We start from the raw sequence: 25,935 nt of genomic DNA, 5'->3' as shown, positions 1-25,935 counted from the left end.
AGTTCGTATGAAGAACAGTCGCCGATTATGGATGTTTTTCAAGAGGCGACAAGCGGCATTCTACGCAAACACAGGGCGAATTTTGATATCACATTTTTCTCATTCCTATCAGATTTGAAGCCCTAACAGCGGCGGAAATCAAGCAAAAAGTCACTGGAAGTCGAAAAGGCTCAAGCCGGCCACCATTTCGTCGAGCCCGAGGGGGCGCGTTACCGGCGGCTCGGCGCGGGCAAGACAGCCCTGCCGCTCGCAGAGCCGACAGGCCGCGCCGACCGCAACCGCCCCGTCCCGCCGCACCGCCTCGCCGTAAACCGTCTCCTCCGCATGGGCCGCGTCGCAGCCGACAAGCAATGCCGTGCGGCGCACCCGCTCGGCAAAGACGCCCTGCGGCCCCTCCAGCGTGCGCGAGATCGCCAGGAACGCGGCACCGTCCGGCATTTCCACGCGGTCGACGAGGATCTGCCCCGGCTGCGAGAAGGCCGAATGCACGCCGAGCTTCGGACAGCCGCCGCCGAAGCGCGCCTGCGGAAAGCCCTGCGCGCCCGCCCGGCGGAAGCGATTGCCGGCATTGTCGATCTCCAGCATGAAGAAGGGCACGCCCGCCCTGCCCGGCCGCTGCAGCATGGTCAGCCGGTTCGCCGCCTGCTCGTAGGAGACGCCGAAGCGGGAGCGCAGCACGTCGATATCGTAGCGCACGCGCTGGGCCGTCGAATGGAAGGCCTCATAGGGCATCATCAGCGCGTGCGCGGCATAGCGCGCCAGCTCGAAACGGGCGATGCGCTTTGCCTCCGCCGTCGAGAAGGCGAGCTGGTCGAGCTCGGCGAAGATCTCGTCCTGGAGGGCAAGCTGCACCGTCTCCATGGCGATCTCGCGCAATTGATCGAAGGGCGACAGGCGCTCCGACAGGAAGAGCCGCATCGAGTGTCGGTCGAAGCGGCGGCGCAGGTTCGGCATGGTGTGGACGGGCAGCAGGCGCACGACGACGCCATGCTCCTTGCGCAGCCAGCCCTTCAGCGCGGCGGCAAGCTCGTCGCCCGGCGCCAGCGCCGCGTGAAACCGCTCCGCCGCCTCGTCGATGGCGCCGAAATAGTTGGGGCGCCCCTCCAGCCTGTCGCGCACCTCGTCCATCGGCAGCAGCGTGCCCGACAGCGTCGTCGCATGGCCCTCGCGGGCGAGAAGGTCGGCCAGGTCGGTGAGCCGCGCGGCCTGCTCGCGATAGGCGCGGTAGAGCTTCAGGATGCCGCTCGCCACGTTCGGCGCGGCGTCGGCGATTTCCACCAGTTCGTGATCGCCGGGCAACTCTCCCGAAAGCAGCGGATCGGCGAAGACCTCGCGCAGCTGGCGCGCATTGCCGGCGCTTTCGCCCTGCAGCTCGTCGAGGTCCACCTTGTAGACGGAGGCGAGGCGCAGGAGGAGCTGCACCGTCAGCGGCCGCTGGTTGCGCTCGATGAGGTTGAGATAGGAGGGCGAGATCGACAGGCCCTCGGCCATCGCCGTCTGGGTGAGGCCGAGCGTGTTGCGGATGCGCCGGACCTTCGGGCCGGCAAAGATCTTGTTCTCCGCCATATGTCAAATCCTTTACACGCGCGACGCAATAGAAAGATTTACAAGGTTTACTTTTTTACAGAGCGCGCCTGTCAAAGACAAGACATCATTACCCGATTATCCTGCTGATTTTCCGGTTTTCTCTCGCCCTATTGTGCGCTGCGATGTAAATAATGTCACATGAAATCGGGCAATGAAGAAAGCCAAGCCCGATCCCGAGACATCGCACCGGAGGATATTATGACCGATTTTTACAACCTTGTCCCGAGCGCGCCGGAGGGCCGGTTCGACGGCATCGAGCGCCCCTATACGGCCGAGACGGTCGAGAAGCTGCGCGGCTCGGTCCAGATCCGCCACACGCTCGCCGAAAACGGTGCGAACCGGCTGTGGAAGCTCATCCACGAGGAGGACTTCGTCAACGCGCTCGGCGCGCTCTCGGGCAACCAGGCCATGCAGATGGTCCGCGCCGGCCTGAAGGCGATCTATCTCTCGGGCTGGCAGGTCGCCGCCGACGCCAACACGGCGTCCGCCATGTATCCCGACCAGTCGCTCTATCCGGCAAACGCCGCGCCGGAACTGGCAAAACGCATCAACCGCACGCTGCAGCGCGCCGACCAGATCGAGACGGCGGAAGGCAACGGCCTCTCGGTCGACACCTGGTTCGCCCCGATCGTCGCCGATGCGGAAGCCGGCTTCGGCGGCCCGCTCAACGCCTTCGAGATCATGAAGGCCTTCATCGAGGCAGGCGCGGCCGGCGTTCACTTCGAGGACCAGCTGGCGTCTGAAAAGAAGTGCGGCCATCTCGGCGGCAAGGTCCTGATCCCGACCGCCGCCCATATCCGCAACCTCGACGCCGCGCGCCTTGCCGCCGACGTCATGGGCGTGCCGACGCTGATCGTCGCCCGCACCGACGCCGAGGCGGCCAAGCTGCTGACCTCCGACATCGACGAGCGCGACCAGCCCTTCGTCGACAAGGACAAGGGCCGCACGGTTGAAGGTTTCTATCAGGTCAAGAACGGCATCGAGCCGTGCATCGCCCGCGCGATCTCCTATGCGCCGCATTGCGACCTGATCTGGATGGAAACCGGCAAGCCGGACCTTGAACAGGCCCGCAAGTTTGCCGAAGCCGTGCACAAGGCACATCCGGGCAAGCTGCTCGCCTACAATTGCTCGCCCTCGTTCAACTGGAAGAAGAACCTGGACGACGCGACGATCGCCAAGTTCCAGCGCGAGTTGGGTGCGATGGGCTACAAGTTCCAGTTCATCACGCTCGCCGGTTTCCACCAGCTGAACTACGGCATGTTCGAGCTCGCCCGCGGCTACAAGGAGCGCCAGATGGCCGCCTATTCCGAGCTGCAGGAAGCGGAATTCGCCGCCGAGGTCAACGGCTACACCGCCACCAAGCACCAGCGCGAAGTCGGCACCGGCTACTTCGACGCCGTGTCCATGGCCATCACCGGCGGCCAGTCCTCCACGACCGCCATGCATGAATCGACCGAGCACGAGCAGTTCCGCCCGGCCGCCGAATAACCCGACCCGTCAACCTTTCAAGAACCCCCAACAGAGCCGCATTTCCTGCGACGGCAGGCCTACCGCCTGCCTGCAAAATGCTCAAATAAGAGGAGAAATGCCATGACAGTCCAGACCCGAGTCAAGGAACGCGCGGAAGAACAGGCTTCCGCCATGACCCCCGACCAGCAGGCCATGATCCGCATGGTCGCCAACGACCTGCACCGCCTCAACCAGTCCGTCATGAAGGCGGTCGAGGCCGGGGTCTCGGTGGAGCTCGTCCGCTCCGCCCGCCACCACGGAGGAGAGGGCAACTGGGGCGACCTCCTGATCCCCGTGATCGTCACGCAGGGTCGCGGCTGACAGGCAAATCCAGTCGAAGCAAGGCTCCCCGGCGCTCCCTGCGCGCCGGGGATTTTCGTTCGGCGGCGGCGGCCTAGGTCAGGGCGCGCGGCACCTCCGCCGACTGGTAGAACGACACGATCTGGCCGTCCGGATCGCGAAAGTCGGCGAACCAGCCGTCCGGCGCATGCGAGACCGGCGTGACGATCTCGACGCCGGCCGCCGCCAGCCGCGCGATCACCGTGTCGATGCCGCCATCGGCAAGGCCGAAGACCACATTGGGCGTGTTGCCGGGTTTCGGATCGCCCTTGAAGACCATGAGATCGACCTCCTTGCCGATCTTCGTCATCAGGAAGGCGCCGGCATCCTCGTCCTCGTAGCGTTCGAACTCGATGCCGAGAAATTCGCCGTAGAATTTTCGCGTGCGCTCGATGTCGGCGACGTTGAAGATAATGGTGACGCCGTTGAAGTTCATCGTCATGCAAGCCTCCTGTTGTTGCGCCGGTCAGTTGCCGCCGCCGGGCGAAACGTGATCGCGCCGCGAAAAGAAAAGCGGAATGCCATCGGGATCACGAATGGCGAAGGCGCGCGCGGCATGCGGCTTGAGGCTCTGTCTCAGGGAACGCCGTGCAGGACCATCGGCCGAAGACGGAACGAACCCGTCGAAGGAGGCAGCCTCGCCGCCGAATGCGGAAAAGGCCTTGCGCAACCCGGCAAGTCGCTGACGGAACGCCATGTCGCTCACCCCGAGCAGGTGCGTGATTTCCGCGCGGCCGAGGCCAAGGTTCACGAGGAGCGCCACGACGCGCTGGGCGGGCGGCAGCGACGAGGTGAAGGCCGCAGAGAAACGGGGCGACGCATCAGGCATATCCCTCGGCATCTCCCAGGCGGCCTCGCGCACCCGCCGCCGCACCGCCGTCCGTGCGGTGAAGCGGGCGTGATTGCGGATCGCGCCTTTCGCCCAGGCCACGAATCCCGGATCGGTGATCCGGCGTCCGCCCGCGAGTGCCGACAACAGGACGTCCTGCATCAGGTCGTCCGCCTCGTGATCGACGCGGCTGTGCCGCCTCGCACATTGCCGCAGCGTGGCCAGTATCGTGCTCTGGGTCATGCCGGCCATCGGATCACAGGGAACGCGGCTCGGCAACTCCGCCGCGATCCAGCCGGGCGCGAGCGGCGCGCGCGACCGCGACGCGCCGGCCTCAGGCGGCGCGATACGTCCCCTGCTCGTCCGCCTCAAGGCGGAACTGCTCGACGAGCATCATCAGCGTATCGGCCTCGTTGGCCAGCTTGCGGCTCGCCGCCGTCGTGAGGTCCACCATCGAGGCGTTCTGCTGAGTCATCTGGTCCATCTGGTTGACGGAGCCGTTGACCTCCTGGAGCGCTGCCGCCTGGTCGCGGCTCGCCGTCGCCATCATGTCCACATGCTGGCTGACGGTGACGATCTGCTGGCTGATCGCGGCGAGCACCGCACCCGTTTCCTGCACGAGGTGGGCGCCGGCGCTGACCTCGCTCGTCGATTTCTCGATGAGGCCCTTGATCTCGCGGGCGGCGCTGGCCGAGCGCTGGGCAAGCTCGCGCACTTCCTGCGCGACGACGGCAAAGCCCTTGCCGGCCTCGCCCGCACGGGCGGCTTCGATGCCGGCATTGAGGGCGAGCAGGTTGGTCTGGAAGGCGATGTCGTCGATCACCTCGATGATCTGCTCGATCTGGCGCGAGGCGCCCTCGATGCGCCCCATGGCGGCGATCGCATTGCTGACGACGGCGGCGGAGCTGTCGGCGCTGCGCTTGGTCGTGCCGACGACGATGTTCGCCTCGTGCGCCCGCTCGGCGGAGGAGCGCACGGTCGCCGTGATCTGTTCGACGGCGGCGGCCGTCTCCTCCAGCGAGGAGGCCTGGGATTCGGTGCGCTTGGCCAGCGCGTCGCCCGACTGCAGCATCTCCGCGCCGCTGCGCTGGATGGACAGCGCATTGTTGCGGATCTGGCCGAGCGTATCCTGGAGGCGCGTCAGCGAGACGTTGAAGTCCTGGCGAAGCTGTTCCAGGCGGCCGGAGAACGGCGTGTCGATCTGGCGCGACAGGTCGCCCTGCGCCAGACGTTCGAGACCGGCGGCCAGCGCGTTGACGGCAAAGTCGATCTCGCGGTCGAAGGCCTGCTTTTCCGCATCGTTGCGGGCGCGTTCGGCTTCCGCCGCGTTGCGCTGCTCTTCGCTTTCGGCCTCCACGCGGATCTTCGACAGGGCGTTCTCCTTGAAGACGCCGAGCGCGCGGGCCATGTCGCCAATCTCGTCGGCGCGGCCTTCTCCGGTAATGCCGGTGTCGAGGAAACCATCCGCCAGGCGCCGCATGGCGCCGGTGATCTGGCTGATCGGCCCCTTCAGCGTCAGCACCAGCGCGATGCCGGCAAGGATGGCGATCGCAGCGCCCGCGACGGTCGCGAGGATCGAGACCTGGTTGGCCTTTTCACGCTCGGTGCCGGCGCTGGTCTTCTGTTCTTCGGCGAACTGGCTGAGAAGATTCCAGATCGTGTCGATGGACTGGCCGGCGGCCTCGAAATCGGCCGCCCGTTCGGTGCTGATCTTCACCAGCGCGGCGCTGTCCGCGTCGATCCGATCGAGCACCGGCCGCAGCGCGTCGTCGACCGCGTCGAAGAAGGCGAGACCGCTGGCGCTGCCGCCGAGCGCCTTCATGTCGATGCGCAGGATGGACAGGTTGCCGAGCAGCTTGACGCGATTCTGCTCCGACGTCTGGCCGAGGAACCGGGCGGCGGCGATCTCGATGTCGTCGATCGAGGACACCAGCTTGCGCGTGGCGGAAAGCACCGCCTCGGACTTGATGATCGGCTCGTCGAGCTCGCTGAAGATGCGGGTCGCCTCGCGCATCTTTTCCGCCGCTGCGCCCTGCAGCTGGATGGTGACCTGGCGGAAACGGTTCACCCGGCGGGCGATTTCCGGCACCGTGACGCTCGCCGGCTCCGAGGAGGAGAGGAAGCCGCCGAGTTCGTCGATCGTGTTGCGGATGGTGACCGAGACGACCTTCTGGTTCTTCGGCAGGATCATAGCGATCGAGCGCTCGGTCTTGGAAATGAACGGATAGCGCTCCTTGACGAGCTTCAGCTGATCCTCCGGCGTTGCCCCGCGGCTGAACTCGGAGAGGAGGTCGCCGAAGAACTTGCTGGCATTGGTCAGGCGCTCGGCCTCGCGCAGCATGCTCTTCGCGGCGTTCTCGTTCTGCCGCACCGTGCGCTGGAGCTTCGTCGCCTCGTCGAGGATCTTCACCTGCTCGCTGGAGAGATAGTTGAGGTTCTTCCCCATCGTCTCGTGCAGGCCGGTCTCGCTGACATAGAGCGACCAGAGCCCGTCCATGCGGGCCTCGATGTCCTTGGTCTGCGCCTGCGCATCCACCAGCTTGGATTTGTCCGCGTCCGGCGCAAGGCCGTCGATCGTCGCCTGGAGCACGGCATCCTGCGCCTTCAGGCGCTCGTGCACGGCATCGCGGTTCTCCTCGCTGGTGTTCTGCAGGAACCGGTTCATGCCGGCATAGACATCCTTGAAGCCGCTCAGCGACTGGAGGACGCTGTTGGAAATCTCCATGCGGCCCTGCAGCAGGCCGGACGCGTAGAGCCCGGTGAAGCCCACGGCGCAGATGCTGAGCACGAAGGGCAGGATGAAGACGAGGACCTTGGTCTGGATCTTGAAACGGGCGAGGATCTTGTCAATGAACATGGCGGAACATCCGTTGTCGGCGTGCTCCACCCCTGCCCTTTCGGGACCTCCCCAGGATTCGGACGCCGGATTACCGACTTCATGCGGCAGCAATGCCGCGCATCCGGGGGAGCAGTCATTGCCAGCCGTGTCGACATCCGTCATGGGGACGCGGCATCCGGAACCCTATGCGGCGGATGATCGGCGGCAATCTTTAAAATTCCATCACTATCTAAACCGATTTATGACAGTCGATCGTCAGAGCGCGGCGGCAGCGAGGGCGACGACGAGACCTGCGGCAAGCGAACAATGGATGCCGATGACAAAGAGGCGGCGGCGGCTTTCCAGAGCGGCGGCGATGGCGATGGCACGGGCGGGGCGGCGTCTTGAAGGCATGCGGCGATACTCCGTTACGCGGAAACAGACACCCGGATGATCCGGCCAGCCGGCCCACATCATGTTGCCTCCACCCCCCTCGGCGGGAGGCCGGAAACGCCGACATTGCGAGAGCATCCGCCCCGAGGTCTTAAAAGACGGTAAAGACCGCCGCGCGATCTCAGGCGTACCCGCCCGCGGCATGGCCCGACGCCCAGGCCCATTGGAAATTGTAGCCGCCGAGCCAGCCCGTGACGTCCACCGCCTCGCCGATGAAATAAAGCCCCGGCACCGCCTTGGCCGCCATGCTGCGGGAATCGAGCGCGGCGGTGTCGACACCGCCGAGCGTGACCTCCGCGGTCCGGTAGCCCTCGGAGCCCGGCGGGCGCAGGCGCCAATCCCTGAGGCGCTGGAGAAGCGCGTCGATGCGGCGGCCCGGCTGTTCGGCGAGCGGCCCGTCGATGCCGAGCTCGGCGACGAGAAGCTGGGCGAGCTTCTTCGGCATGTGCTCGGCAAGGACCGTCTGCATCGCCTGCCGGCCGTTTTCCCGTCGCGCCGCCGCGACGACGGCGGCGAAGTCCACGTCGGGACAGAGGGTGAGCGCGATCTCCTCCCCCTCCCGCCAGTAGGAGGAGATCTGCAGGATGGCCGGGCCGCTGAGACCCCGGTGGGTGAAGAGCGCCGCCTCCCGGAACTCCGTCTTGCCATGGCGGGCGATGACATCGACTGCCACGCCCGGCAGGCCCTCATGGGCGGCGAGCGTCGCGGGATCGAGCGTCAGGGGCACGAGGCCGGCGCGGGTTTCGGTGACGGCAAGGCCGAATTGCTCGGCGATGCGATAGGCAAAGGCGGTCGCCCCCATCTTCGGAATCGACTTGCCGCCCGTGGCGATGACCAGCGAGGAGGCCTCGACCGTGCCGGCGTCCGTCACCACGCGGAAGGCCCGGCCGTCGTGCTCGATGGCACCGATCGGCGTGGACAGCCTGAGCTCCGCGTCCGCCGCATTCATCTCGGCGAGCAGCATGGCGATGATGTCCTTCGCCGAGTTGTCGCAGAAAAGCTGGCCCAGCGTCTTCTCATGCCAGGGGATGCGGTGACGCTCGACGAGATCGAGGAAATCGCGCGGCGTGTAGCGGGCGAGCGCCGACTTGCAGAAATGCGGATTGGCCGAGAGGAAATTCTTCGGCCCGGCATGGATATTGGTGAAGTTGCAGCGCCCGCCGCCGGAGATGCGGATCTTCTCGCCGGGTGCGCGCGCATGGTCGACGACGAGCACGCGGCGCCCGCGCCGGCCCGCCTCGATGGCGCACATCATGCCCGCCGCACCTGCCCCGATGATGACGACGTCCCGCCGCTCTGCCACGTATGCAATCCTCGTTTGCCCCTCCTTTCCGCCAACGCGGCCGAAAGTCAATCGGGACGGGAAAAACAGATCTTCTTGAAAAATTCGCGTTTTCTACCCCCCGGGGGGAGCTAGCCAAGGAATAAACTCCGTCTATGATGGCTTCATCGTCAACCAAACCCGGTGTCTCATGCCGTCCAAAAAGAAAGTCGTTACCCCCACAATCGAAAAAGCCGCACGCTCTACCAAAATCCCTCCCGCCATCAGCGTGCCGCGCGGGGTAAAGACCTGGAAGGACGCCGCAGACTGGCTTCGCGCCCGCGGCATCGAAGACATCGAATGCATCACGCCGGACCTCGCGGGGGTTCCGCGCGGGAAAATGATGCCGTCGTCGAAGTTTACCTCCAACACGTCGCTCGCATTGCCCTCCGCCCTCTATCGCCACACGATTTCCGGCGATTATCCGGAGGAGACCGGCAATTTCCGCTATGAGCCGCGCGACAGCGACCTGAAGCTGCTGCCCGACCTTTCGACGCTGTCCGTCGTGCCGTGGGAGACAGACCCGACCGCGCAGGTCATCTGCGACATCGTCGGCTCGACCGGCGAGAACGTGCCCTATACGCCGCGCAACGTCCTGAAGAACGTGGTGCAGATGTATCGCGACCGCGGCTGGAAACCGGTCGTGGCGCCCGAGATCGAGTTCTATCTCGTCGCCGTCAACGACGACCCGGACTATCCGCTGCACCCGCCGAAAGGGCGGTCCGGCCGTTCCATCCAGGGCGGCCAGGGCTATTCCATCGCGGGCATCAACGAGTTCGACGAGCTGATCGACGACATCTACCACTTCTCCGAAAAGCAGGGGCTGGAGATCGATACCCTGATCCACGAGGAGGGGCCGGCGCAGCTTGAGATCAACCTGCGCCACGGCGATCCGATCGAGTTGGCGGACCAGGTTTTCCTGTTCAAGCGCACGATCCGCGAGGCGGCGCTGAAGCACGGCATCTATGCCACCTTCATGGCAAAGCCGATGCAGGGCCAGGCGGGGTCCGCGATGCACATCCACCAGTCGGTGGTGGAGATCGAGACGGGGAAGAACGTCTTCTCCAATCCGGACGGTTCGGCCTCGAAGGAGTTCTTCCACTTCATCGGCGGCATGCAGGCCTATGTGCCGAAGACGCTGGTCATGATGGCGCCCTATGTGAACTCCTACCGGCGCCTCACACCCGAAATGTCGGCGCCGGTCAACAATGCCTGGGGCTATGACAACCGCACGACGGCCTTCCGGGTGCCGGTGTCGGACGCCAACGCCCGGCGCATCGAAAACCGCCTGCCCGGCTCGGACGCCAATCCCTATCTCGCGCTGGCCGCCTCGCTCGGCTGCGGCCTGCTCGGCATCATGAACGAGGTGGAGCCGAGCGAGCCGACGGAAGACACCGCCAACGAGGGGTCGATCGACCTGCCGCGCGGGCTGCTCGAAGCCGTGTCGCTGCTCGAATCCGATCCCGCATTGGCCGAGGTGCTGAGCGCCGAGTTCATCGGTCTCTATGCCGGCGTCAAGCGCGGTGAGTTCGAGACCTTCATGCAGGTGATCAGCCCCTGGGAACGCGAGTTCCTGCTGCTCAACGTCTGAGCGGCCCGGCGGTCCGGGCCGCCTGAAGAGATCATCTCCCGAGAGCGGCCGGCGCCCCGGCGCGCCGCCGCACCCTCTTGATTCACGAGTGTGTTGAATGCCCTGGCAAAGCCCGATTTCCCCCGGCATCTCCTGGTATGAAGCGACCGTCGGAGAGCGCCCCGAATATGCCCCCCTCGACGGCTCCGTCGAGGCCGACGTCGCCATTGTCGGCGGCGGTTTCACCGGCCTGCAGGCTGCCTACAACCTTGCGAAGAAAGGCGTCAATGTCGTGCTCATCGAGGCGCACCGCTTCGGCGACGGCGCGTCGGGCCGCAATGGCGGCCAGCTCGGCACCGGCCAGCGCGCCGAGGCGGAAAGCCTGGAAGCCGAGCTCGGCTTCGAGCGCGCCAAGGCGCTGTTCGACCTTGCGGAGAACGCCAAGCGCTACATCCACGATTTCGCCGAAAGCCAGGCCCTCGACATCGATTATGTTTCGGGCCAGCTCAATGTCAGCCACAAGGCAAGCTACGAGAAGGAATTCCGCGACCATATCGAGATCGCCGCGACCCGCTTCGGCTACAAGCACCTGAGCTACATGGACCGGGCGGAGACCGAGGAGCGCGTCGGCTCGAAGCGTTTCTTCTTCGGCATGCGCGATACCGGCACCGGCCATATCCACCCGCTGAAACTCCTCGTCGGCGTCACCCGCGCAGCCAGGGCCGCCGGCGCCGGCCTGCACGAGAAGACCCCTGCCCTGAAGATCGAACGGACGGGCGGCAAGGCCGTCATCACCACCGCGAAGGGCACGATCCGCGCCGACAGGGCGCTGATCTGCTGCAACGCCCACATCGGCAACCTGGAGCCGAAGACGGCCGCGCATGTCATGCCGATCCGCTCCTTCATCGGCGCGACCGTGCCGCTCGACAAGTTCCCGTCTATCATTCCCGGCGGCGAGGCGATCGCCGACACGCGCTTCGTCGTGCGCTATTTCCGCAAGACCCGCGACGGCCGCCTGCTTTTCGGCGGCCGGGAGGCCTATTCGGAAAATCTCGACGACATGACGCCGCCCATCCGCCGGCAGATCGAGGAGGTCTATCCGGAGCTGAAGGGCATCGAGCTCACCCATGCCTGGGGCGGCTCCGTCGGCATCACCATGCCGCGCAAGCCCTATGTGCGCGAGGTCATGCCCGGCATCACCTCGATCGGCGGCTATTCCGGCCACGGCGTCATGCTGTCGAACTATTGCGGCAAGCTCTATGCGGAGGAGGCAATCGGCGGCAGCGCGGAACTCGACCAGCTGAAGGCCCTGAAAATCCCGGCCTTTCCCGGCGGAGCCCGGTTCCGCTCGCCGCTTCTGTTCCTCGCCATGACGTGGTACGCGCTACGCGACAAGCTCTGATCGAGTCGGAAGCACCGATTTTGTTGCGTTGCACTCTGGTGTTTTTAAATCGATTAGATTATAACACCCGGCAACAGAACGAGATCGAGACATCCGATGAGCAGCCAGATCATTCCCGTTGAACCCTTCGACTATGTCGTCTTCGGCGGAACCGGCGACCTTGCGGAACGCAAGCTCCTTCCGGCCCTCTACCACCGGCAGCTCGCCGGCCAGCTTTCCGACCCGACACGCATCATCGGCGCGTCGCGCACCGCCTATACGGACGCCGAATACCGCAAGTTCGCCATCGATGCGCTGAAGGAGCACCTGAAGCCCGGCGAATTCGACGACGAGCAGGTTAAAACCTTCTGCGACCGGCTGTTCTACGTCGCCGTCGACGCCAAGTCCGACCAGGGCTGGGACAAGCTGAAGGAACTTCTCGACGAGGGCAAGGAGCGCGTGCGCGCCTTCTACCTCGCCGTCGCGCCCGCCATCTTCGGCGACATCTCGGAAAAGATCCGCGACCACAAGCTCATCACCAAGCAGACCCGCATCGTCGTCGAAAAGCCCATCGGCCGCGACCTTGCCTCCGCCAACGAATTGAACAACACGATCGGCAAGGTGTTCCGCGAAGAGCAGATTTTCCGCATCGACCACTATCTCGGCAAGGAGACGGTGCAGAACCTGATGGCGCTGCGCTTCGCCAACGCGCTCTACGAGCCGCTGTGGAACTCCGCCCATATCGACCATGTGCAGATCACGGTGGCCGAATCGGTCGGCCTCGAAAGCCGCGCGGGCTATTACGACAAGGCCGGCGCGCTGCGCGACATGGTGCAGAACCACATTCTGCAGCTGCTCTGCCTTGTCGCCATGGAGGTGCCCTCCTCCATGGACGCGGAGGCCGTGCGCGACGAGAAGCTGAAGGTGCTGCGCGCCCTGAAGCCGATCGACCAGTACAATGTCGAGCGCCTCACCGTGCGCGGCCAGTACCGCGCGGGCGCCTCGGCCGGCGGCCCGGTCAAGGGCTATCTCGAGGAGCTGGAAGGCGGCGTCTCCAACACGGAGACCTTCGTCGGCATCAAGGCCGAGATCGGCAATTGGCGCTGGGCGGGCGTGCCCTTCTACATCCGCACGGGCAAGCGCCTTGCCGCGCGCATGTCGGAGATCGTCATCACCTTCAAGCCGATCCCGCATTCGATCTTCGACCCCTCGGCCGGCCGCATCGAGGCGAACCAGCTGATCATCCGCCTGCAGCCGGACGAAGGCGTCAAGCAGTCGCTGATGATCAAGGACCCCGGTCCGGGCGGCATGCGCCTGCGCAACGTCTCGCTCGACATGAGCTTTGCCGAGGCCTTCGACGCCCGCAATGCGGACGCCTACGAGCGCCTGCTGCTCGACGTCATCCGGAACAACCAGACGCTCTTCATGCGCCGCGACGAAGTGGAAGCCGCATGGCGCTGGATCGACCCGATCCTGAAGGCGTGGGAAGCGACCGGCCAGCAGGCGCAGGGCTACACCGCCGGCACCTGGGGTCCCAGCCAGGCCATCGCCCTCATCGAGCGCGACGGCCGCACCTGGCATGAAACGTAAGGAAGCCCGATGAGCGCGAGACTGCATGAATTCAAGGACGGCGCAGCCTTGGCCGAAGGGCTGGCGGAGCGGGTTTCCGGCGCGCTGGCCGACGCCGTTGCCAGCCGGGGCCGCGCCAGCATCGCGGTCTCCGGCGGCTCGACGCCGAAAGCCTTCTTCAAGGCGCTGTCGCGCCGCGACATCGACTGGGGCAAGGTGACGATCACCCTCGTAGACGAGCGGTTCGTGCCGGCAGACAATCCGCGCTCGAACCACCTGCTCGTCGCCGACAACCTGCTGCAGGACAGGGCGAAGGCCGCGAACATCCTGCCGCTCTATCGCGACGCCGGCAGCGCGGAAGAGGCAGCGAAGATCGTTTCGGCGGACGCCGAAGCGCTCGGCCATCCCTTCGACGTCGTGATCCTCGGCATGGGAACGGACGGCCATACGGCCTCGTTCTTCCCCGGCGGCAGCCGGCTGGCCGAGGCGATTTCGGCGGAAACGCCGCGCGGCGTGATCACCATGGAGGCGGAAGGTGCGGGCGAGCCCCGCCTCACCTTCACCTTCGCCAGCCTCCAGGATGCGCGCCTCCTGGTGCTGCATATCGAAGGCCAGGGCAAGAAGGACGTGCTGGCCGCAGCCGAAGCGGACGGGCCGGAAACCGACATGCCGATCCGCGCCATTCTGCGCCGCGCGGCGACGCCGGTCGATATCTACTGGGCGCCCTGAAGCACCCTGCCGGGTAGCACCGGATTCACCCGGCGCACGACGCCGACGACTGAAGCGGACAGCGCAGCTTTCCCGCGCGCCGTTTCCTGCGAAAATGCCATCGAGAGAGGTAAGGATACTCCCATGTCCGCCGACAAACGCATCGAAGCCATTACAGCCCGCATCGTCGAGCGCTCGAAGCCGCATCGCCTGCCCTATCTCGAGCGCGTGCGCGCCGCCATCTCCAAGGGCGTGCATCGTTCGGTGCTCTCCTGCGGCAACCTCGCGCACGGCTTTTCCGTCTGTTCCCCCGCCGAGAAGGACGCGCTCGCCGGCGACCGTGTCGCGAACCTCGGCATCATCACCTCCTATAACGACATGCTCTCCGCCCATCAGCCATTCGAGACCTACCCGGCGCTGATCCGCGAGGCCGCGCGGGAGGCGGGCGGCGTGGCGCAGGTCGCCGGCGGCGTGCCCGCCATGTGCGACGGCGTCACCCAGGGCCAGCCGGGCATGGAGCTGTCGCTCTTCTCGCGCGACCTCATCGCCATGGCCGCCGGCATCGGCCTGTCGCACAACATGTTCGATTCGGTCGTCTATCTCGGCGTCTGCGACAAGATCGTGCCGGGCCTGACCATCGCGGCACTGACCTTCGGCCACCTGCCCGCCGTCTTCATTCCCGCAGGTCCCATGACCTCGGGCCTGCCGAACGACGAGAAGGCCCACGTGCGCCAGCTCTATGCGGAAGGCAAGGCCGGCCGGGCGGAGCTGCTGGAGGCCGAATCCAAGTCCTATCATGGCCCCGGCACCTGTACCTTCTACGGCACCGCCAATTCCAACCAGATGCTGATGGAGATCATGGGCTTCCACATGCCCGGCGCCTCCTTCATCAATCCCGGCACGCCGCTGCGCGACGCTCTCACCAAGGAGGCGGCGAAGCGCGCGCTCGCCATCACCGCGCAGGGCAACGAGTTCACCCCGGCCGGCGAGATGATCGACGAACGCTCGATCGTCAACGGTGTCGTCGGCCTGCACGCCACGGGCGGCTCGACCAACCACACGCTGCATCTCATCGCCATGGCGCGCGCCGCCGGCATCGTCCTGACATGGAAGGATATTTCGGACCTCTCCGACGTCGTGCCGCTGCTCGCCCGCGTCTATCCGAACGGCCTTGCCGACGTGAACCATTTCCACGCCGCCGGCGGCATGGGCTTCCTCATCCAGGAACTGCTGAAGACCGGCATGCTGCACGATGACGTGCGCACCGTCTACGGCCAAGGCCTGCAGGCCTATACGATCGATCCGAAGCTCGGCGCGGATGGCGCGGTGGTGCGGGACAAGGCCCCGAAAGTCAGCCACGACCCGAAGGTGCTCGCCAGCATCGAGACGCCCTTCCAGCCGACCGGCGGCCTGAAAATGCTGACCGGCAATATCGGCAGCGCCGTGATCAAAATCTCGGCGGTGAAGCCCGAGCGCCATGTCATCGAGGCGCCGGCAAAAGTGTTCCACGACCAGCTCGAGCTCAACGCCGCCTTCAAGGCCGGCGAGCTCACGGGCGATTTCATCGCCGTCGTGCGCTTCCAGGGCCCGAAGGCGAACGGCATGCCGGAGCTGCACAAGCTGACCACCGTGCTCGGCATCCTGCAGGACCGCGGCCAGCGCGTGGCGCTTCTCACGGACGGGCGCATGTCCGGCGCGTCGGGCAAGGTGCCGGCCGCCATCCATGTCACGCCCGAGGCAGTCGACAACGGCCCGATCGGCCGCATCCGCAACGGCGACATCATCCGCCTCGACGCCACCCACGGTACGATCGAGGTTCTGGTGAACGCCGCCGAGTTCGCCGCGCGCCCGCAGGCGACGGCCGATCTCTCCGGCAACGAATTCGGCATGGGCCGAGAGCTCTTCGCGCCCTTCCGGGCCATCGCGGGGCCGGCCGATCATGGGGCGAGCGTCTTGTTTGCTTGAGGTGGCGGGGGCTGCCGCCCCTCATCCGGCCTGCCGGCCACCTTCTCCCCGCAAGCGGGGAGAAGGAAACAAGAGGCCAAGCCTCGCTATTTCTCCCGGCTCACTGTTTGGGAAAAGCAGCGCCACCCTCCCCTTCTCCCCGTTTACGGGGAGAAGGTCGCGGCAGCGGGATGAGGGGCAGCCCTAACCCGTCAGCTATAGATATCCAGCGTCCGGCCCTGGTGGTTGCGGTGCGTCGAATAGACGAAGATGCGCTGCAGGTCCTTGTCGGACAGCAGGCGCAGGAAGCGGGCTTCGACGACGTCGTTGGTATAGACGCGCTGTGTCAGGCAGCCGATCATCGGCAGGCGGGCGCTGACGATGTCGAGGTAGAAGTTGCGCGGCAGCTGGAACTTCGTCGTCATCGTGATGATGGCGCCGCTGCGCGAGAGCTTGGTGATCAGGCATCGCCGGGAGACGAGGTTGACGAGGCCGCCATTCTCGGTGAACTCGATGCGGGCCTCGTTGCACGTGTCCTCCATCGGGAAGCTCTTCTCCCGATCGTACATGAAGGACTCTTCCTTGTTCAGGTAGTTGTTACGCGGTACGGATCCCTGAATACCCATCGGCCTGTTGCCCCCCGGCACTGTCTGCTTTCGGCAGAAGCCTAGGGGAACAACGCTTAACATCAGGTTGAGCGGCAGGGCGAAATCCTGCCGCCACCCCTTTCGCTCAGGGCGCGCGATAGCTCTTGCCGGCGGCATCGAAGAGATGCAGCTTCGCCTTGTCCGCGGTGAACCGCACACGGTCGCCGCGCTTGACGTCGAGGATGCCGGGGATTTTGGCGATGATCGGCTCGCCCTGCACGAGGCCGTCGATATAGAGTAGCGTCACCTCGCCCAGCGCCTCGACGATCGACACCGTGCCCTCGAAGAGGAAATCATCGCCCGTCGTGATCTGGAGGTCCTCCGGCCGTACACCGAAGCTCGCCGTCTTGCCGACCTCGGAGGCCGCCGTCGGGATATCGACACTGGAACTGCGTCCGCCCGTCAGTTCCAGCGCCGTCGAGGCGCCGGCCGAGGTGATCTTCGCGGGGATGATGTTCATGGCCGGCGAGCCGATGAAGCGGGCGACGAAGAGGTTCGCCGGGCGCTCATAGAGCTCCAGCGGCGGGCCGACCTGCTCGATATGGCCCGCCGAGAGCACGACGATGCGGTCGGCGAGCGTCATCGCCTCCACCTGGTCGTGCGTCACGTAGATCATCGTCGTGTCGGCCATCTGCTCGTTGAGCTTGGCGATCTCGATGCGGGTGGCGACGCGCAGCGCCGCATCGAGGTTGGACAGCGGCTCGTCGAACAGGAAGACCTTCGGGTTGCGGCAGATGGCGCGGCCGATGGCGACGCGCTGGCGCTGGCCGCCGGAGAGCGCCTTGGGCAGGCGGTCGAGATATTTGGTGAGCTGGAGGATATCGGCAGCCGAACGCACGCGCCGGTCGATCTCCTCCTTGCTTTCGCCGGCGATGCGCATGCCGAAGGCCATGTTGTCGAAGACGGTCATGTGGGGATAGAGCGCATAGGACTGGAACACCATGGCGATGCCGCGCTTGGAAGGCGGCACGTCGTTGACGCGCTCGCCGTCGATGGTCATGTCGCCGCCGGTGATCTCCTCGAGCCCGGCGATCATGCGCAGCAGGGTCGACTTGCCGCAGCCGGACGGGCCGACGAAGACGATGAACTCGCCCTGCTTGATATCGAGATCGATGCCGTGGATCACGTCCACCGCGCCGTAGGACTTGCGGATATCCTTGAGTACCAGCCCTGTCATGTCTCTCTCCCCTCTAATTCTTCAGACGAAACGGGCGAAGAACCCGCTCCATGCCGGAAGTTCGATATTTTCCGCGTGCATCATGCTTTCAAACCCGTGGCCCTCCAGCGCCTCCAGCGTGCCGGCCGGCAGGTCCGCAAGACGCGCGATCGGGCTCATGTTGAAGGCGCAGAAGACCTTTTCGTTGCCGTGCGTGCGCACGAAGGACAGGATCGCCCCCTCGGCCGACTGAAACGCGATCTCGCCCTTCACCAATGCCACGTGCTGCTTGCGGAAGGCAAGGAAGCGCCGGTAATGCGCAAGCACCGAGGCCGCGTCGCCCTCCTGCACGTCGACGGCGCGCTCCAGATGGGCGGGCGAGACCGGAAGCCAGGGCCGTCCTTCACTGAAGCCGCCCGACGGCAGGCCGCTGTCCCAGACCATCGGCGTGCGGCAACCGTCGCGACCCTTGAAATCCGGCCAGAACTGGATGCCGTAGGGGTCCTGCAAGTCCTCATAGGCAAGCTCGGCCTCCGGCAGCGCCAGTTCCTCGCCCTGGTAGATGCAGACCGAGCCGCGCAGCGACATGAGGAGGCTCGCCAGCAGCTTGGCATGGGCCTCGTGGTCGGTGACGGCGCCGCCCCAGCGGCTGATATGGCGCATGACGTCATGGTTGGAGAAGGCCCAGCAGACCCAGCCCTCGGGTGCCGCCTTCTCCAGCGCAAGCTGGGTCTCCGCGACGAAGGCCGGCGTCAGCGGATCGGGCGCCAGGAACTCGAAGGCGTAGCACATGTGCATCTTGTCGCCGCCGGACGTGTATTCGCCGGCGATTTCGAGGCCGCGCTGGCTGTCGCCCACCTCGCCGACGGCGGCAATCGCCGGGAACTCCTCCATCAGCGCGCGGAAGCGCTTCAGGAATTCCAGGTTCTCCGGCTGGTTCTTGTCGTAGAGATGTTCCTGGTAGTTGTAGGGGTTCACGGCCGGCGCTGTCTGGGCGTTGCGGCGCTCGGGGGCGAGCGACGGGTTGTCGCGCAATTCCTTGTCATGGAAGTAGAAGTTGATCGTGTCGAGGCGGAAGCCATCGACGCCGCGCTCCAGCCAGAAGCGGGCGACCGAGAGCAGCGCGTCCTGCACTTCCGGATTGTGCAGGTTGAGGTCCGGCTGCGACGTCAGGAAGTTGTGCATGTAATATTGCAGGCGGGTCGGGTCCCATTGCCAGGCCGAGCCGCCGAAGATCGACAGCCAGTTGTTGGGCGGCGTGCCGTCCGGCTTGGAATCGGCCCAGACATACCAGTCGGCCCGCGGATTGGTGCGCCGGGAGCGGCTTTCGACGAACCAGGGGTGCTTGTCGGACGTATGCGACAGCACGAGATCGATCATCACGCGGATGTTGAGGCGATGGGCCTCGGCGATCAGCGCGTCGAAATCGGCGAGCACGCCGAAGATCGGGTCGACGTCCTGGTAGTCCGAGACATCGTAGCCGAAGTCTTTCATCGGCGAGGTGAAGAAGGGCGAGATCCAGATCGCATCCACGCCGAGGGAGGCGACATGGGCAAGGCGCTCGGTGATGCCCCGCAAATCGCCGATCCCGTCGCCGTTGGTGTCCTGGTAGGAGCGCGGATAGATCTGGTAGATCACCGCCCCGCGCCACCAGTCCTTGTCCGGTACGAGGAGGGTGGAATCCGACATCGTCATGCTGTTTGTCCTGTTTTCGAAAGCCGTCACCCGCCCTTGACCGAGCCCGCCAGCAGGCCGCGCACGAGATAGCGTTGCAGGCTGAAGAAGACAATGAGGGGAACGACGATGGTGATGAAGGCGGAGGCCGTGAGGATTTCCCAGTTGCCGCCGCGCGAACCCAGGAGGTTCACGAGGCGCCCGGTCAGCACCAGTTCCTCGTTGCCCGCACCGAGGAAGACCATGGCGACGAGCAGGTCGTTCCAGGTCCACAGGAACTGGAAGATGGCGAAGGAGGCGAGCGCCGGGAAGGACAGCGGCAGGATGATCTTGACGAAGATATCGAAATCGGATGCACCGTCGACACGGGCCGATTCCATGATCTCGCGTGGCAGGCCGGCCATGTAGTTGCGCAGGAGATAGACCGCGAGCGGCAGGCCGAAGCCCATATGGGCGAGCCAGATTCCGACATAGGTTTTCGCCGGCACGCCGAAGAAGGCGCCGACGCCGTTGTAGAGCCGCAGCAGCGGGATCAGCGACATCTGCAAGGGCACGACGAGCAGGCCGACGATGACGGCGATCAGGATCGCCCGGCCCGGAAAGGGCATCCAGGCCAGCGCATAGGCGCAGAAGGCGGCGACGAGGATCGGGATGATGGTGGCGGGGATCGCCACCGTCAGCGAATTGATGAAGGAGGCGCCGATGCCCTCGGCATTCAGCACTTCTCGATAATTGTCGAGCGTGAAGCGCGGCGGCACGGAGGCGGTGTAGAAGATGCGCTGGCCGCGGGTGCCTTCCATCTTCGTCGGCGAGACGATCTCGTAGCTGCCGTCCTCCCTGACGGTCAGCGTCTGGCCCTCGCCGAGATCGGCGACGGCGCCCGCCTCGAAGGCGGCCGGCTGCAAGGGGCGGAAGCCGAAGGCGGAGACCTTCGCATCACCCCCTTCGATCAACTTTCCGGAAATGACGAACTTGCCGTCGCGCTCGATCTGTGCCTCCGGCGCGGCGGCGCGGCCGGTGAGGTTCTGCGAGGAGGTGGAAAGCGCGGTCCACCAGCCGGAGACGGCGAGCTGGTCCTTGTCGCGCAGCGAGGAGATGAGGAGGCCGGCCGTCGGCAGCGTCCAGAGCGCGACGAGCAGGAGGACGGAAAGGTGGACGACGACGAGAAGCGGCGAACGGGACGTGGCGATCATCTCAGTGGCCCTCCATTTCCTTGGTGGCGTTGCGGATGTTCCAGATCATGATCGGGATGACGAGGATCATGATGACGACCGCGATGGACGCGCCGCGCCCGAAATCGCCGCCGCCGCGGAACATCCAGTCGAACATCAGGTTCGCCAGGACCTGCGTCTGCCATTGCCCGTTCGTCATCGCGAGCACGATGTCGAAGACCTTCAGCACCAGGATGGTGATCGTCGTCCAGACGACGGCGATCGTGCCCCAGATCTGCGGCACCATGATCTTGAAGAAGATCTGGAGGCCGTTGGCGCCGTCGATGACGGCCGCCTCGATCGTCTCCTCCGGAATGCCGCGCAGCGCGGCCGAGAGGATGACCATGGCAAAACCCGTCTGGATCCAGATCAGGATGACCATCAGGAAAAAGTTGTTCCAGAAGGGAATGGTCATCCAGGCCTCGGGCGTGCCGCCGAAGGCGACGACGACGGCATTGAGGATGCCGATCTGCTCGGACCCTTCGGCGCGGTAGTCGTAGACGAACTTCCAGATGACGGAGGCGCCGACGAAGGAGATGGCCATCGGCATGAAGATCAGCGTCTTTGCGATATTGCCCCACCAGATGCGGTCGGTGAGTGCGGCGACGATCAGCCCGAAGAAGGTGGAGAGCGCCGGCACCACCAGCAGCCAGAGGAAATTGTTGAAGATCGACTGGCGGAACTCGCCGTCATTGATCATCCAAGCGAAGTTGCTGAAGCCGATGAACTGCTGGCCGGAACGGTCATGGAAGGCGAGCCGGACGGATTCGAAGACGGGATAGACGAGATAGACCGTCAGCGCGAAGAGCGCGGGCGCCATGAACAGCCAAGGCCGGATGGCATTGGTGATGCGCAGGTTCTTCGAGGCCTGCGCGCCCGTCAGCCCCTTGGAGGGGAACATTTTGTCGAGCAGGAAATTCGTTCCGAAGAAATAGGCAACGCAGGCGAGAACGCCCCCGACCATCGTGAAGATAGCGAATAACAATTGCTGCATGGCAGTCCCTCCCCCTGGGAAACATCCCCTACGGCTTTTCTCGCGCAGCACTGCGGCTTCAGTCGCTTGCCTGACGTCCTCTGACGCGGCGTCGACCGCTCACGCGGCTTGGCCACCGCATGGTCCGGCTGCACTTTCGCATGCTCGGGAAAACCGGCCGGCGGCTGCCGGCCGGTTCGCCAGGATGTTACTTGATGGCGTCCCAGGCCTTCTGGACGCCGCCGGCGACATCGGCCGCGGACTTGCCGCCGACGAAATCGACCATGCCGGTCCAGAACGCGCCCGCGCCGATCTTGCCCGGCATCAGGTCAGAGCCGTCGAAGCGGAAGGTCGTCGAATCGAGCAGGATCTCGCCCTGCTTCTTCATCGGCGCATTGGCATAGGCTTCCTTGTTGGCGCTCTTATAGGGCGTCAGGAAGCTGGTCTGCGCCATCCAGACCTCATGGGCGATCGGCGTCTTCAGGAACTCGATGAAGGCGCGCGCGGCCGGCGTGTCCCGGGTGATCATGGCAAGCGTGCCGGCACCGAGAACGGGATTGCCGAGCTCCGGCTTGCTGGCATAGGGCGGCATGTAGAAGAAGTCCGCATCCTCGCCGACCACCGTGCCTTCCGGGAAGAAGGACGGGATGAACGAGGCCTGGTGATGCAGGTAGCACTTCGGCGGCGAGGCGAAGAGGCCCTTGGGGCTGTCGCGGAAGTCGGTGGAGGCGACCGCCGCCGCGCCGCCGTCGACGAACTTGTCGTTCTTGGCGAACCAGCCGAATTCATCGAGCGCGCCGACCACCGAGGCATCGGTGAAGGGAATCTCGTTCGTCACCCACTTGTCGTAGGTTTCGGGCGAAGCCGTGCGCAGCATCAGGTCTTCCACCCAGTCGGTCGCCGGCCAGCCGGTGGCGCCGCCAGAGCCGAGGCCGATGCACCAGGGCGTGCCGCCGTCGGCGACGATCTGCTCGGTCAGCGCCTTCAGGTCCTCCATGGTCTTCGGCACTTCGTAGCCGGCATCCTCGAAGTTCTCCGGCACGTACCAGACGAGGGACTTCACGTCGATCTTGTAGGGGAAGGCGAAAAGCGCGGCATTGCCGTCCTTGTCCTTGTAGGTCGAAAGGTCGACCCAGGACTGGCCGGCGGCATAGTTGTCGAGCAGCCACTGCTTGGTCTCGTCGCCGAGCGGGGTCAGGTAACCCTTGGAGGCAAGGTCGGCGATCAGGCCCGGCTGCGGCAGGATGGCGACGTCAGGCGGGCTGCCGGCCTGGGTGTCGATGACGATCTGCTGCTCGTAGTTCTCGGAGGAGGAATATTTGATCTCGACGCCCGTCGCCTCGGTGAAATAGGCATAGACGACCTTGAACAGCGCCTCGTCCTCACCGCGCCAGGGACCGAAGATGGTCAGCGTCTGGCCCTTGAGGTCGTGGCCCTTCTTGAAATCCTCGAAGCTCTGCCAGTTGAACTTGGAATCCTCGCCCGGCTTGAATTTCAAGTCGGCCGCAGCAGCGCCGCCCGCCATCAAAAGAGCGAGCGCGGCCGTCATCAGCAATGTCTTTTTCACGAGATTTGCCTCCCATAGCAAACCCGCCCTCTCCCGGGGCAGGCATCCTCTAAAATACCCCAAAATTCAAAGCGCTTTGGATTTCCTTTCATCCCATTTCCCCCCGAGCCTCGTCAAGTACCCTCCTGGGCTTGCCGACAAAATCGCTGCGTTTAACGCAGTGCAGCGTAGTTTTGCGGCGCAAAAAGGCCAAATCCGCTTTTCCTAAATGATTTGCTGATGTTAGATGCCAAAACGCTTTGGGACGGATCCGGGGAACGAAGAGAAAGGACATCCAAAGCGCTTCGAATGTTTCAAGAAAGCCAAGCATGTGAATCTCAAGCAATTATCGCAGTTGCTGGGCCTCTCCCAGACAACCGTGAGCAGAGCGCTGAACGGCTATCCGGAGGTCAATGCCGAGACGCGCCAGCGCGTGCTCGATGCCGTCCGGGAGACCGGATACCGGCCGAACCGGGCGGCGCAGCGGCTGGCGACTGGCCGGGCGGGCTCGATCGGCCTTGTCATGCCGACGGCCGACGGCATCGAATCCGACGTGCATTTCGGCGAATTCCTCGCCGGCCTCGGCGACGAGGCGGTCAAGCACGACTTTCATTTCGTCATCAATCCGAGCCATCCGGAAGAGGAGGTCGCGACCTGCCGGCGGCTGGTGGCGAGCGGCAATGTGGATGCGCTGTTCCTCGCCTATATGCGCGAGAAGGACCCGCGCATCGCCATGCTGAAGACGCTGAAGACGCCCTTCGTCGTGCACGGCCGGTCGATCGGCGTGCCGACGGACTATCCCTATCTCGACATCGACAATACCGGCGCCTTCTACGATGCCGCGCGGCTGCTCGCGCAGCTCGGCCACCGGCATTTCGCGCTGATCAACGGGCCGGACTACCTCGCCTTCTCGATCCGCCGCAAGAAGGGCACGGTGCGGGCACTGGCAGAACACGGCCTCACGCTGCGCGAGGAGTGCGTGCAGCATTCCCAGATGACGGACGAACACGGGTTTCGCGCCATGGAGCGCTTCCTCCAGCTCGAAACGCCGCCGACCGCGGTCCTGTGCTCCAGCACGGTCCTGGCGCTCGGCGCCGTCCGGGCAATCAACCAGGCGGGGCTGAAACTCGGCACGGACATCTCGCTCATCGCCCATGACGACGTGCTGCCCATGCTGAAGCCGGAGAATTTCATGGTGCCGCTGACGACGACCCGCTCGTCGCTGCGCGCCGCCGGCCAGCGCATCGCCCGCCGCCTCATCGCCGACATCCTGACGCTCGAGACCCTGCCGCAGCAGGAGCTCTGGAAGACGGACCTCATCGTGCGCGCCTCGACCGGGCCGGCGCCGGCGGGGAAATGAGAACACCCTGAGCCCATCTTACCGCGACGAGCCGTCTCGGTGGACGGGGACCATTCGCTCCAATCTCCGTCATCCTCGGGCTCGACCCGAGGATCCATGCGCCGGGTGGAGCGTGGATGGTCGGGTCAAGCCCGACCATGACCGAGGAGAGGTGAGCGGATTTGATGTCGGACGTCGCGGGTTACGGTGCAGCCGCGAAACGCCGCTGGACGTTCAGAACTTCGGCGGGGTCCTGCCGGCCTTGCGATAGGCGGCGATGACGGTGTTGGCCATCAGCATGGCGATGGTCATCGGGCCGACGCCGCCGGGAACCGGGGTGATGACGCCGGCTACCTTGGCCGCCTCGTCGAAGGCGACGTCGCCGACGAGGCGGGACTTGCCCTCGCCCTTTTCCGGCGCGGCGATGCGGTTGATGCCGACGTCGATGACGGTCGCGCCCGGCTTCACCCAGTCGGCCTTCACCATTTCCGGGCGGCCGACGGCGGCGACGAGGATATCGGCATTGCGGCACACGCCGGCGAGGTCCTTGGTACGCGAATGGGCGGTCGTCACCGTCGCGTTCGCGGCCAGCAGCAGGGCGGACATCGGCTTGCCGAAGAGGTTCGAGCGGCCGATCACCACCGCGTTGAGGCCGGACAGGTCATCACCATGCGTGCGGCGCACGAAGACCATGGCGCCGGCCGGCGTGCAGGAGACGAGGCCGCCGTCGAGGTCGCCCGTCGCCACCTTGCCGGCATTGACGACGTGCAGGCCGTCGACGTCCTTTTCCGGCTTGATCGACTGGATGATCGGCTCGGACTTCAGGTGCTTGGGGAGCGGAAGCTGGACGAGGATGCCATGGATGGTCTCGTCGGCATTCAGCGTCTCGACGAGGCGGGCCAGTTCCTCCTGCGTGGTTTCCTCCGGCAGCGTGTGCTGGATCGAGGTGAAGCCGCATTCCTTGGCCATGCGGCTCTTGGAAGAGACATAGGCGTGGCTCGCCGGATCGTCGCCGACGATGATGACAGCCAGGCCGGGCCTTACGCCGGCATCCTTCTCCAGGGCGGCAGTGGCGGACTTCACGGTGTCAATCACGGAAGCGGCAACCTGCTTCCCATCGATAATGGTGGTCACATTTCTCTCCCTGAATGAAGTGCGCCCACTCTAGTGGGACGCTCGCGCGGCGGGATGGCCTCTTAACGCCCTATGCTGTCCAAAACGCATAATTTCAAGCGCATCCTGTGGGAAAGCGCAGGTCCAGCCCGGGAATATGCCTTTTCCTGTCAGCGGTGAAAGACACGATGGCGGCATGACGGCGTCGCTCATCACCCGGCAAGAAGTCCTTTTTTGACGCAGGCTGC

General features: G+C 65.1%; 22 protein-coding genes. 8 read left to right on the top strand and 14 right to left on the bottom strand.

The genetic code is table 11. The annotated features are described in order from the left end of the window. Positions 1-150 precede the first annotated feature (150 nt). A complete protein-coding gene (locus MUU56_RS12330; protein WP_244767582.1) occupies positions 151-1,566 on the bottom strand; it encodes a helix-turn-helix domain-containing protein in 1,416 nt (471 codons plus the stop codon). A 219-nt stretch (positions 1,567-1,785) separates the two neighbouring features. Between MUU56_RS12330 and aceA the strand changes: the two genes are divergently transcribed. Both aceA and MUU56_RS12320 read left to right on the top strand, forming a co-directional pair. After that, a complete protein-coding gene (aceA, locus tag MUU56_RS12325) occupies positions 1,786-3,075 on the top strand; it encodes an isocitrate lyase (RefSeq protein WP_244767581.1) in 1,290 nt (429 codons plus the stop codon). 102 nt (positions 3,076-3,177) lie between these two features. Next, the gene (locus MUU56_RS12320; RefSeq protein WP_023516665.1) at positions 3,178-3,417 is read left to right on the top strand and encodes an SMc00767 family acetate metabolism repressor; all 240 of its coding nucleotides are present in this window, start codon (positions 3,178-3,180) and stop codon (positions 3,415-3,417) included. Between the two features lie 73 nt (positions 3,418-3,490). Here the strand turns inward: MUU56_RS12320 and MUU56_RS12315 are convergent, their stop codons facing one another. The 5 genes from MUU56_RS12315 to MUU56_RS12295 form a co-directional block, all read right to left on the bottom strand. Next, entirely contained in the window at positions 3,491-3,877 is a 387-nt protein-coding gene (locus MUU56_RS12315) for a VOC family protein (RefSeq protein WP_244767580.1), read from the bottom strand. A gap of 24 nt (positions 3,878-3,901) precedes the next feature. After that, positions 3,902-4,507 carry an RNA polymerase sigma factor gene (locus MUU56_RS12310; protein WP_244767579.1) on the bottom strand — a complete coding sequence of 202 codons (606 nt, stop codon included), beginning with the start codon at positions 4,505-4,507 and terminating at the stop codon, positions 3,902-3,904. A gap of 91 nt (positions 4,508-4,598) precedes the next feature. Continuing rightward, complete coding sequence (locus MUU56_RS12305) at positions 4,599-7,121, bottom strand: methyl-accepting chemotaxis protein (protein WP_244767578.1); 2,523 nt, start codon at positions 7,119-7,121, stop codon at positions 4,599-4,601. Positions 7,122-7,358: 237 nt separating this feature from the next. Continuing rightward, a complete protein-coding gene (locus tag MUU56_RS12300) occupies positions 7,359-7,496 on the bottom strand; it encodes a hypothetical protein (RefSeq protein ID WP_244767577.1) in 138 nt (45 codons plus the stop codon). Between the two features lie 160 nt (positions 7,497-7,656). Then, positions 7,657-8,838, bottom strand: coding sequence for a BaiN/RdsA family NAD(P)/FAD-dependent oxidoreductase (locus tag MUU56_RS12295; protein ID WP_244767576.1), 1,182 nt, complete (start codon positions 8,836-8,838; stop codon positions 7,657-7,659). A gap of 169 nt (positions 8,839-9,007) precedes the next feature. Between MUU56_RS12295 and MUU56_RS12290 the strand changes: the two genes are divergently transcribed. The 5 genes from MUU56_RS12290 to edd all read left to right on the top strand — a co-directional run bounded on the left by MUU56_RS12290 (position 9,008) and on the right by edd (position 16,049). Then, positions 9,008-10,447, top strand: a complete 1,440-nt coding sequence (locus MUU56_RS12290) for a glutamine synthetase family protein (RefSeq protein ID WP_244767575.1) — start codon at positions 9,008-9,010, stop codon at positions 10,445-10,447. 97 nt (positions 10,448-10,544) lie between these two features. Then, entirely contained in the window at positions 10,545-11,828 is a 1,284-nt protein-coding gene (locus MUU56_RS12285; RefSeq protein ID WP_244767574.1) for an NAD(P)/FAD-dependent oxidoreductase, read from the top strand. 96 nt (positions 11,829-11,924) lie between these two features. After that, positions 11,925-13,397 (top strand): glucose-6-phosphate dehydrogenase, encoded by a 1,473-nt coding sequence (gene zwf, locus MUU56_RS12280; protein WP_244767573.1) that lies wholly within the window; start codon positions 11,925-11,927, stop codon positions 13,395-13,397. Between the two features lie 9 nt (positions 13,398-13,406). Beyond that, positions 13,407-14,105: a 6-phosphogluconolactonase gene (pgl, locus tag MUU56_RS12275; RefSeq protein WP_244767572.1), complete on the top strand. Its 699-nt coding sequence runs from the start codon at positions 13,407-13,409 to the stop codon at positions 14,103-14,105. Positions 14,106-14,228: 123 nt separating this feature from the next. After that, positions 14,229-16,049 (top strand): phosphogluconate dehydratase, encoded by a 1,821-nt coding sequence (edd, locus tag MUU56_RS12270; protein WP_244767571.1) that lies wholly within the window; start codon positions 14,229-14,231, stop codon positions 16,047-16,049. Positions 16,050-16,240: 191 nt separating this feature from the next. Here edd and MUU56_RS12265 read toward each other — a convergent pair whose 3' ends face one another. The 7 genes from MUU56_RS12265 to MUU56_RS12235 form a co-directional block, all read right to left on the bottom strand. After that, complete coding sequence (locus MUU56_RS12265) at positions 16,241-16,654, bottom strand: hypothetical protein (RefSeq protein ID WP_244767570.1); 414 nt, start codon at positions 16,652-16,654, stop codon at positions 16,241-16,243. A gap of 106 nt (positions 16,655-16,760) precedes the next feature. Beyond that, positions 16,761-17,852, bottom strand: a complete 1,092-nt coding sequence (locus MUU56_RS12260) for an ABC transporter ATP-binding protein (protein WP_244767569.1) — start codon at positions 17,850-17,852, stop codon at positions 16,761-16,763. Positions 17,853-17,873: 21 nt separating this feature from the next. Continuing rightward, positions 17,874-19,526 (bottom strand): beta-galactosidase BglA, encoded by a 1,653-nt coding sequence (bglA, locus tag MUU56_RS12255; protein ID WP_244767568.1) that lies wholly within the window; start codon positions 19,524-19,526, stop codon positions 17,874-17,876. A gap of 26 nt (positions 19,527-19,552) precedes the next feature. Next, positions 19,553-20,698, bottom strand: coding sequence for a carbohydrate ABC transporter permease (locus MUU56_RS12250; protein ID WP_244767567.1), 1,146 nt, complete (start codon positions 20,696-20,698; stop codon positions 19,553-19,555). A gap of 1 nt (position 20,699) precedes the next feature. Further along, complete coding sequence (locus tag MUU56_RS12245; protein WP_244767566.1) at positions 20,700-21,710, bottom strand: carbohydrate ABC transporter permease; 1,011 nt, start codon at positions 21,708-21,710, stop codon at positions 20,700-20,702. Between the two features lie 187 nt (positions 21,711-21,897). Further along, the gene (locus MUU56_RS12240) at positions 21,898-23,238 is read right to left on the bottom strand and encodes an ABC transporter substrate-binding protein (RefSeq protein WP_280531040.1); all 1,341 of its coding nucleotides are present in this window, start codon (positions 23,236-23,238) and stop codon (positions 21,898-21,900) included. Positions 23,239-23,344: 106 nt separating this feature from the next. Continuing rightward, positions 23,345-23,566, bottom strand: coding sequence for a hypothetical protein (locus tag MUU56_RS12235; protein ID WP_244767564.1), 222 nt, complete (start codon positions 23,564-23,566; stop codon positions 23,345-23,347). On the opposite strand from MUU56_RS12235, the gene MUU56_RS12230 reads away from it, so the two are divergent. Beyond that, positions 23,567-24,595, top strand: coding sequence for a substrate-binding domain-containing protein (locus MUU56_RS12230; RefSeq protein ID WP_244767563.1), 1,029 nt, complete (start codon positions 23,567-23,569; stop codon positions 24,593-24,595). It abuts the gene before it with no gap. A 213-nt stretch (positions 24,596-24,808) separates the two neighbouring features. On the opposite strand, the gene folD is transcribed toward MUU56_RS12230, so the two are convergent. Beyond that, complete coding sequence (gene folD / locus MUU56_RS12225) at positions 24,809-25,708, bottom strand: bifunctional methylenetetrahydrofolate dehydrogenase/methenyltetrahydrofolate cyclohydrolase FolD (RefSeq protein WP_244767562.1); 900 nt, start codon at positions 25,706-25,708, stop codon at positions 24,809-24,811. Positions 25,709-25,935: the final 227 nt, after the last annotated feature.

Origin of the sequence: Shinella yambaruensis, from assembly GCF_022899355.1 — a bacterium.
Lineage (GTDB): Bacteria > Pseudomonadota > Alphaproteobacteria > Rhizobiales > Rhizobiaceae > Shinella > Shinella yambaruensis.
Note: the sequence above shows the minus strand (reverse complement) of the source record. Positions and strands in the feature narration are given on the sequence as shown.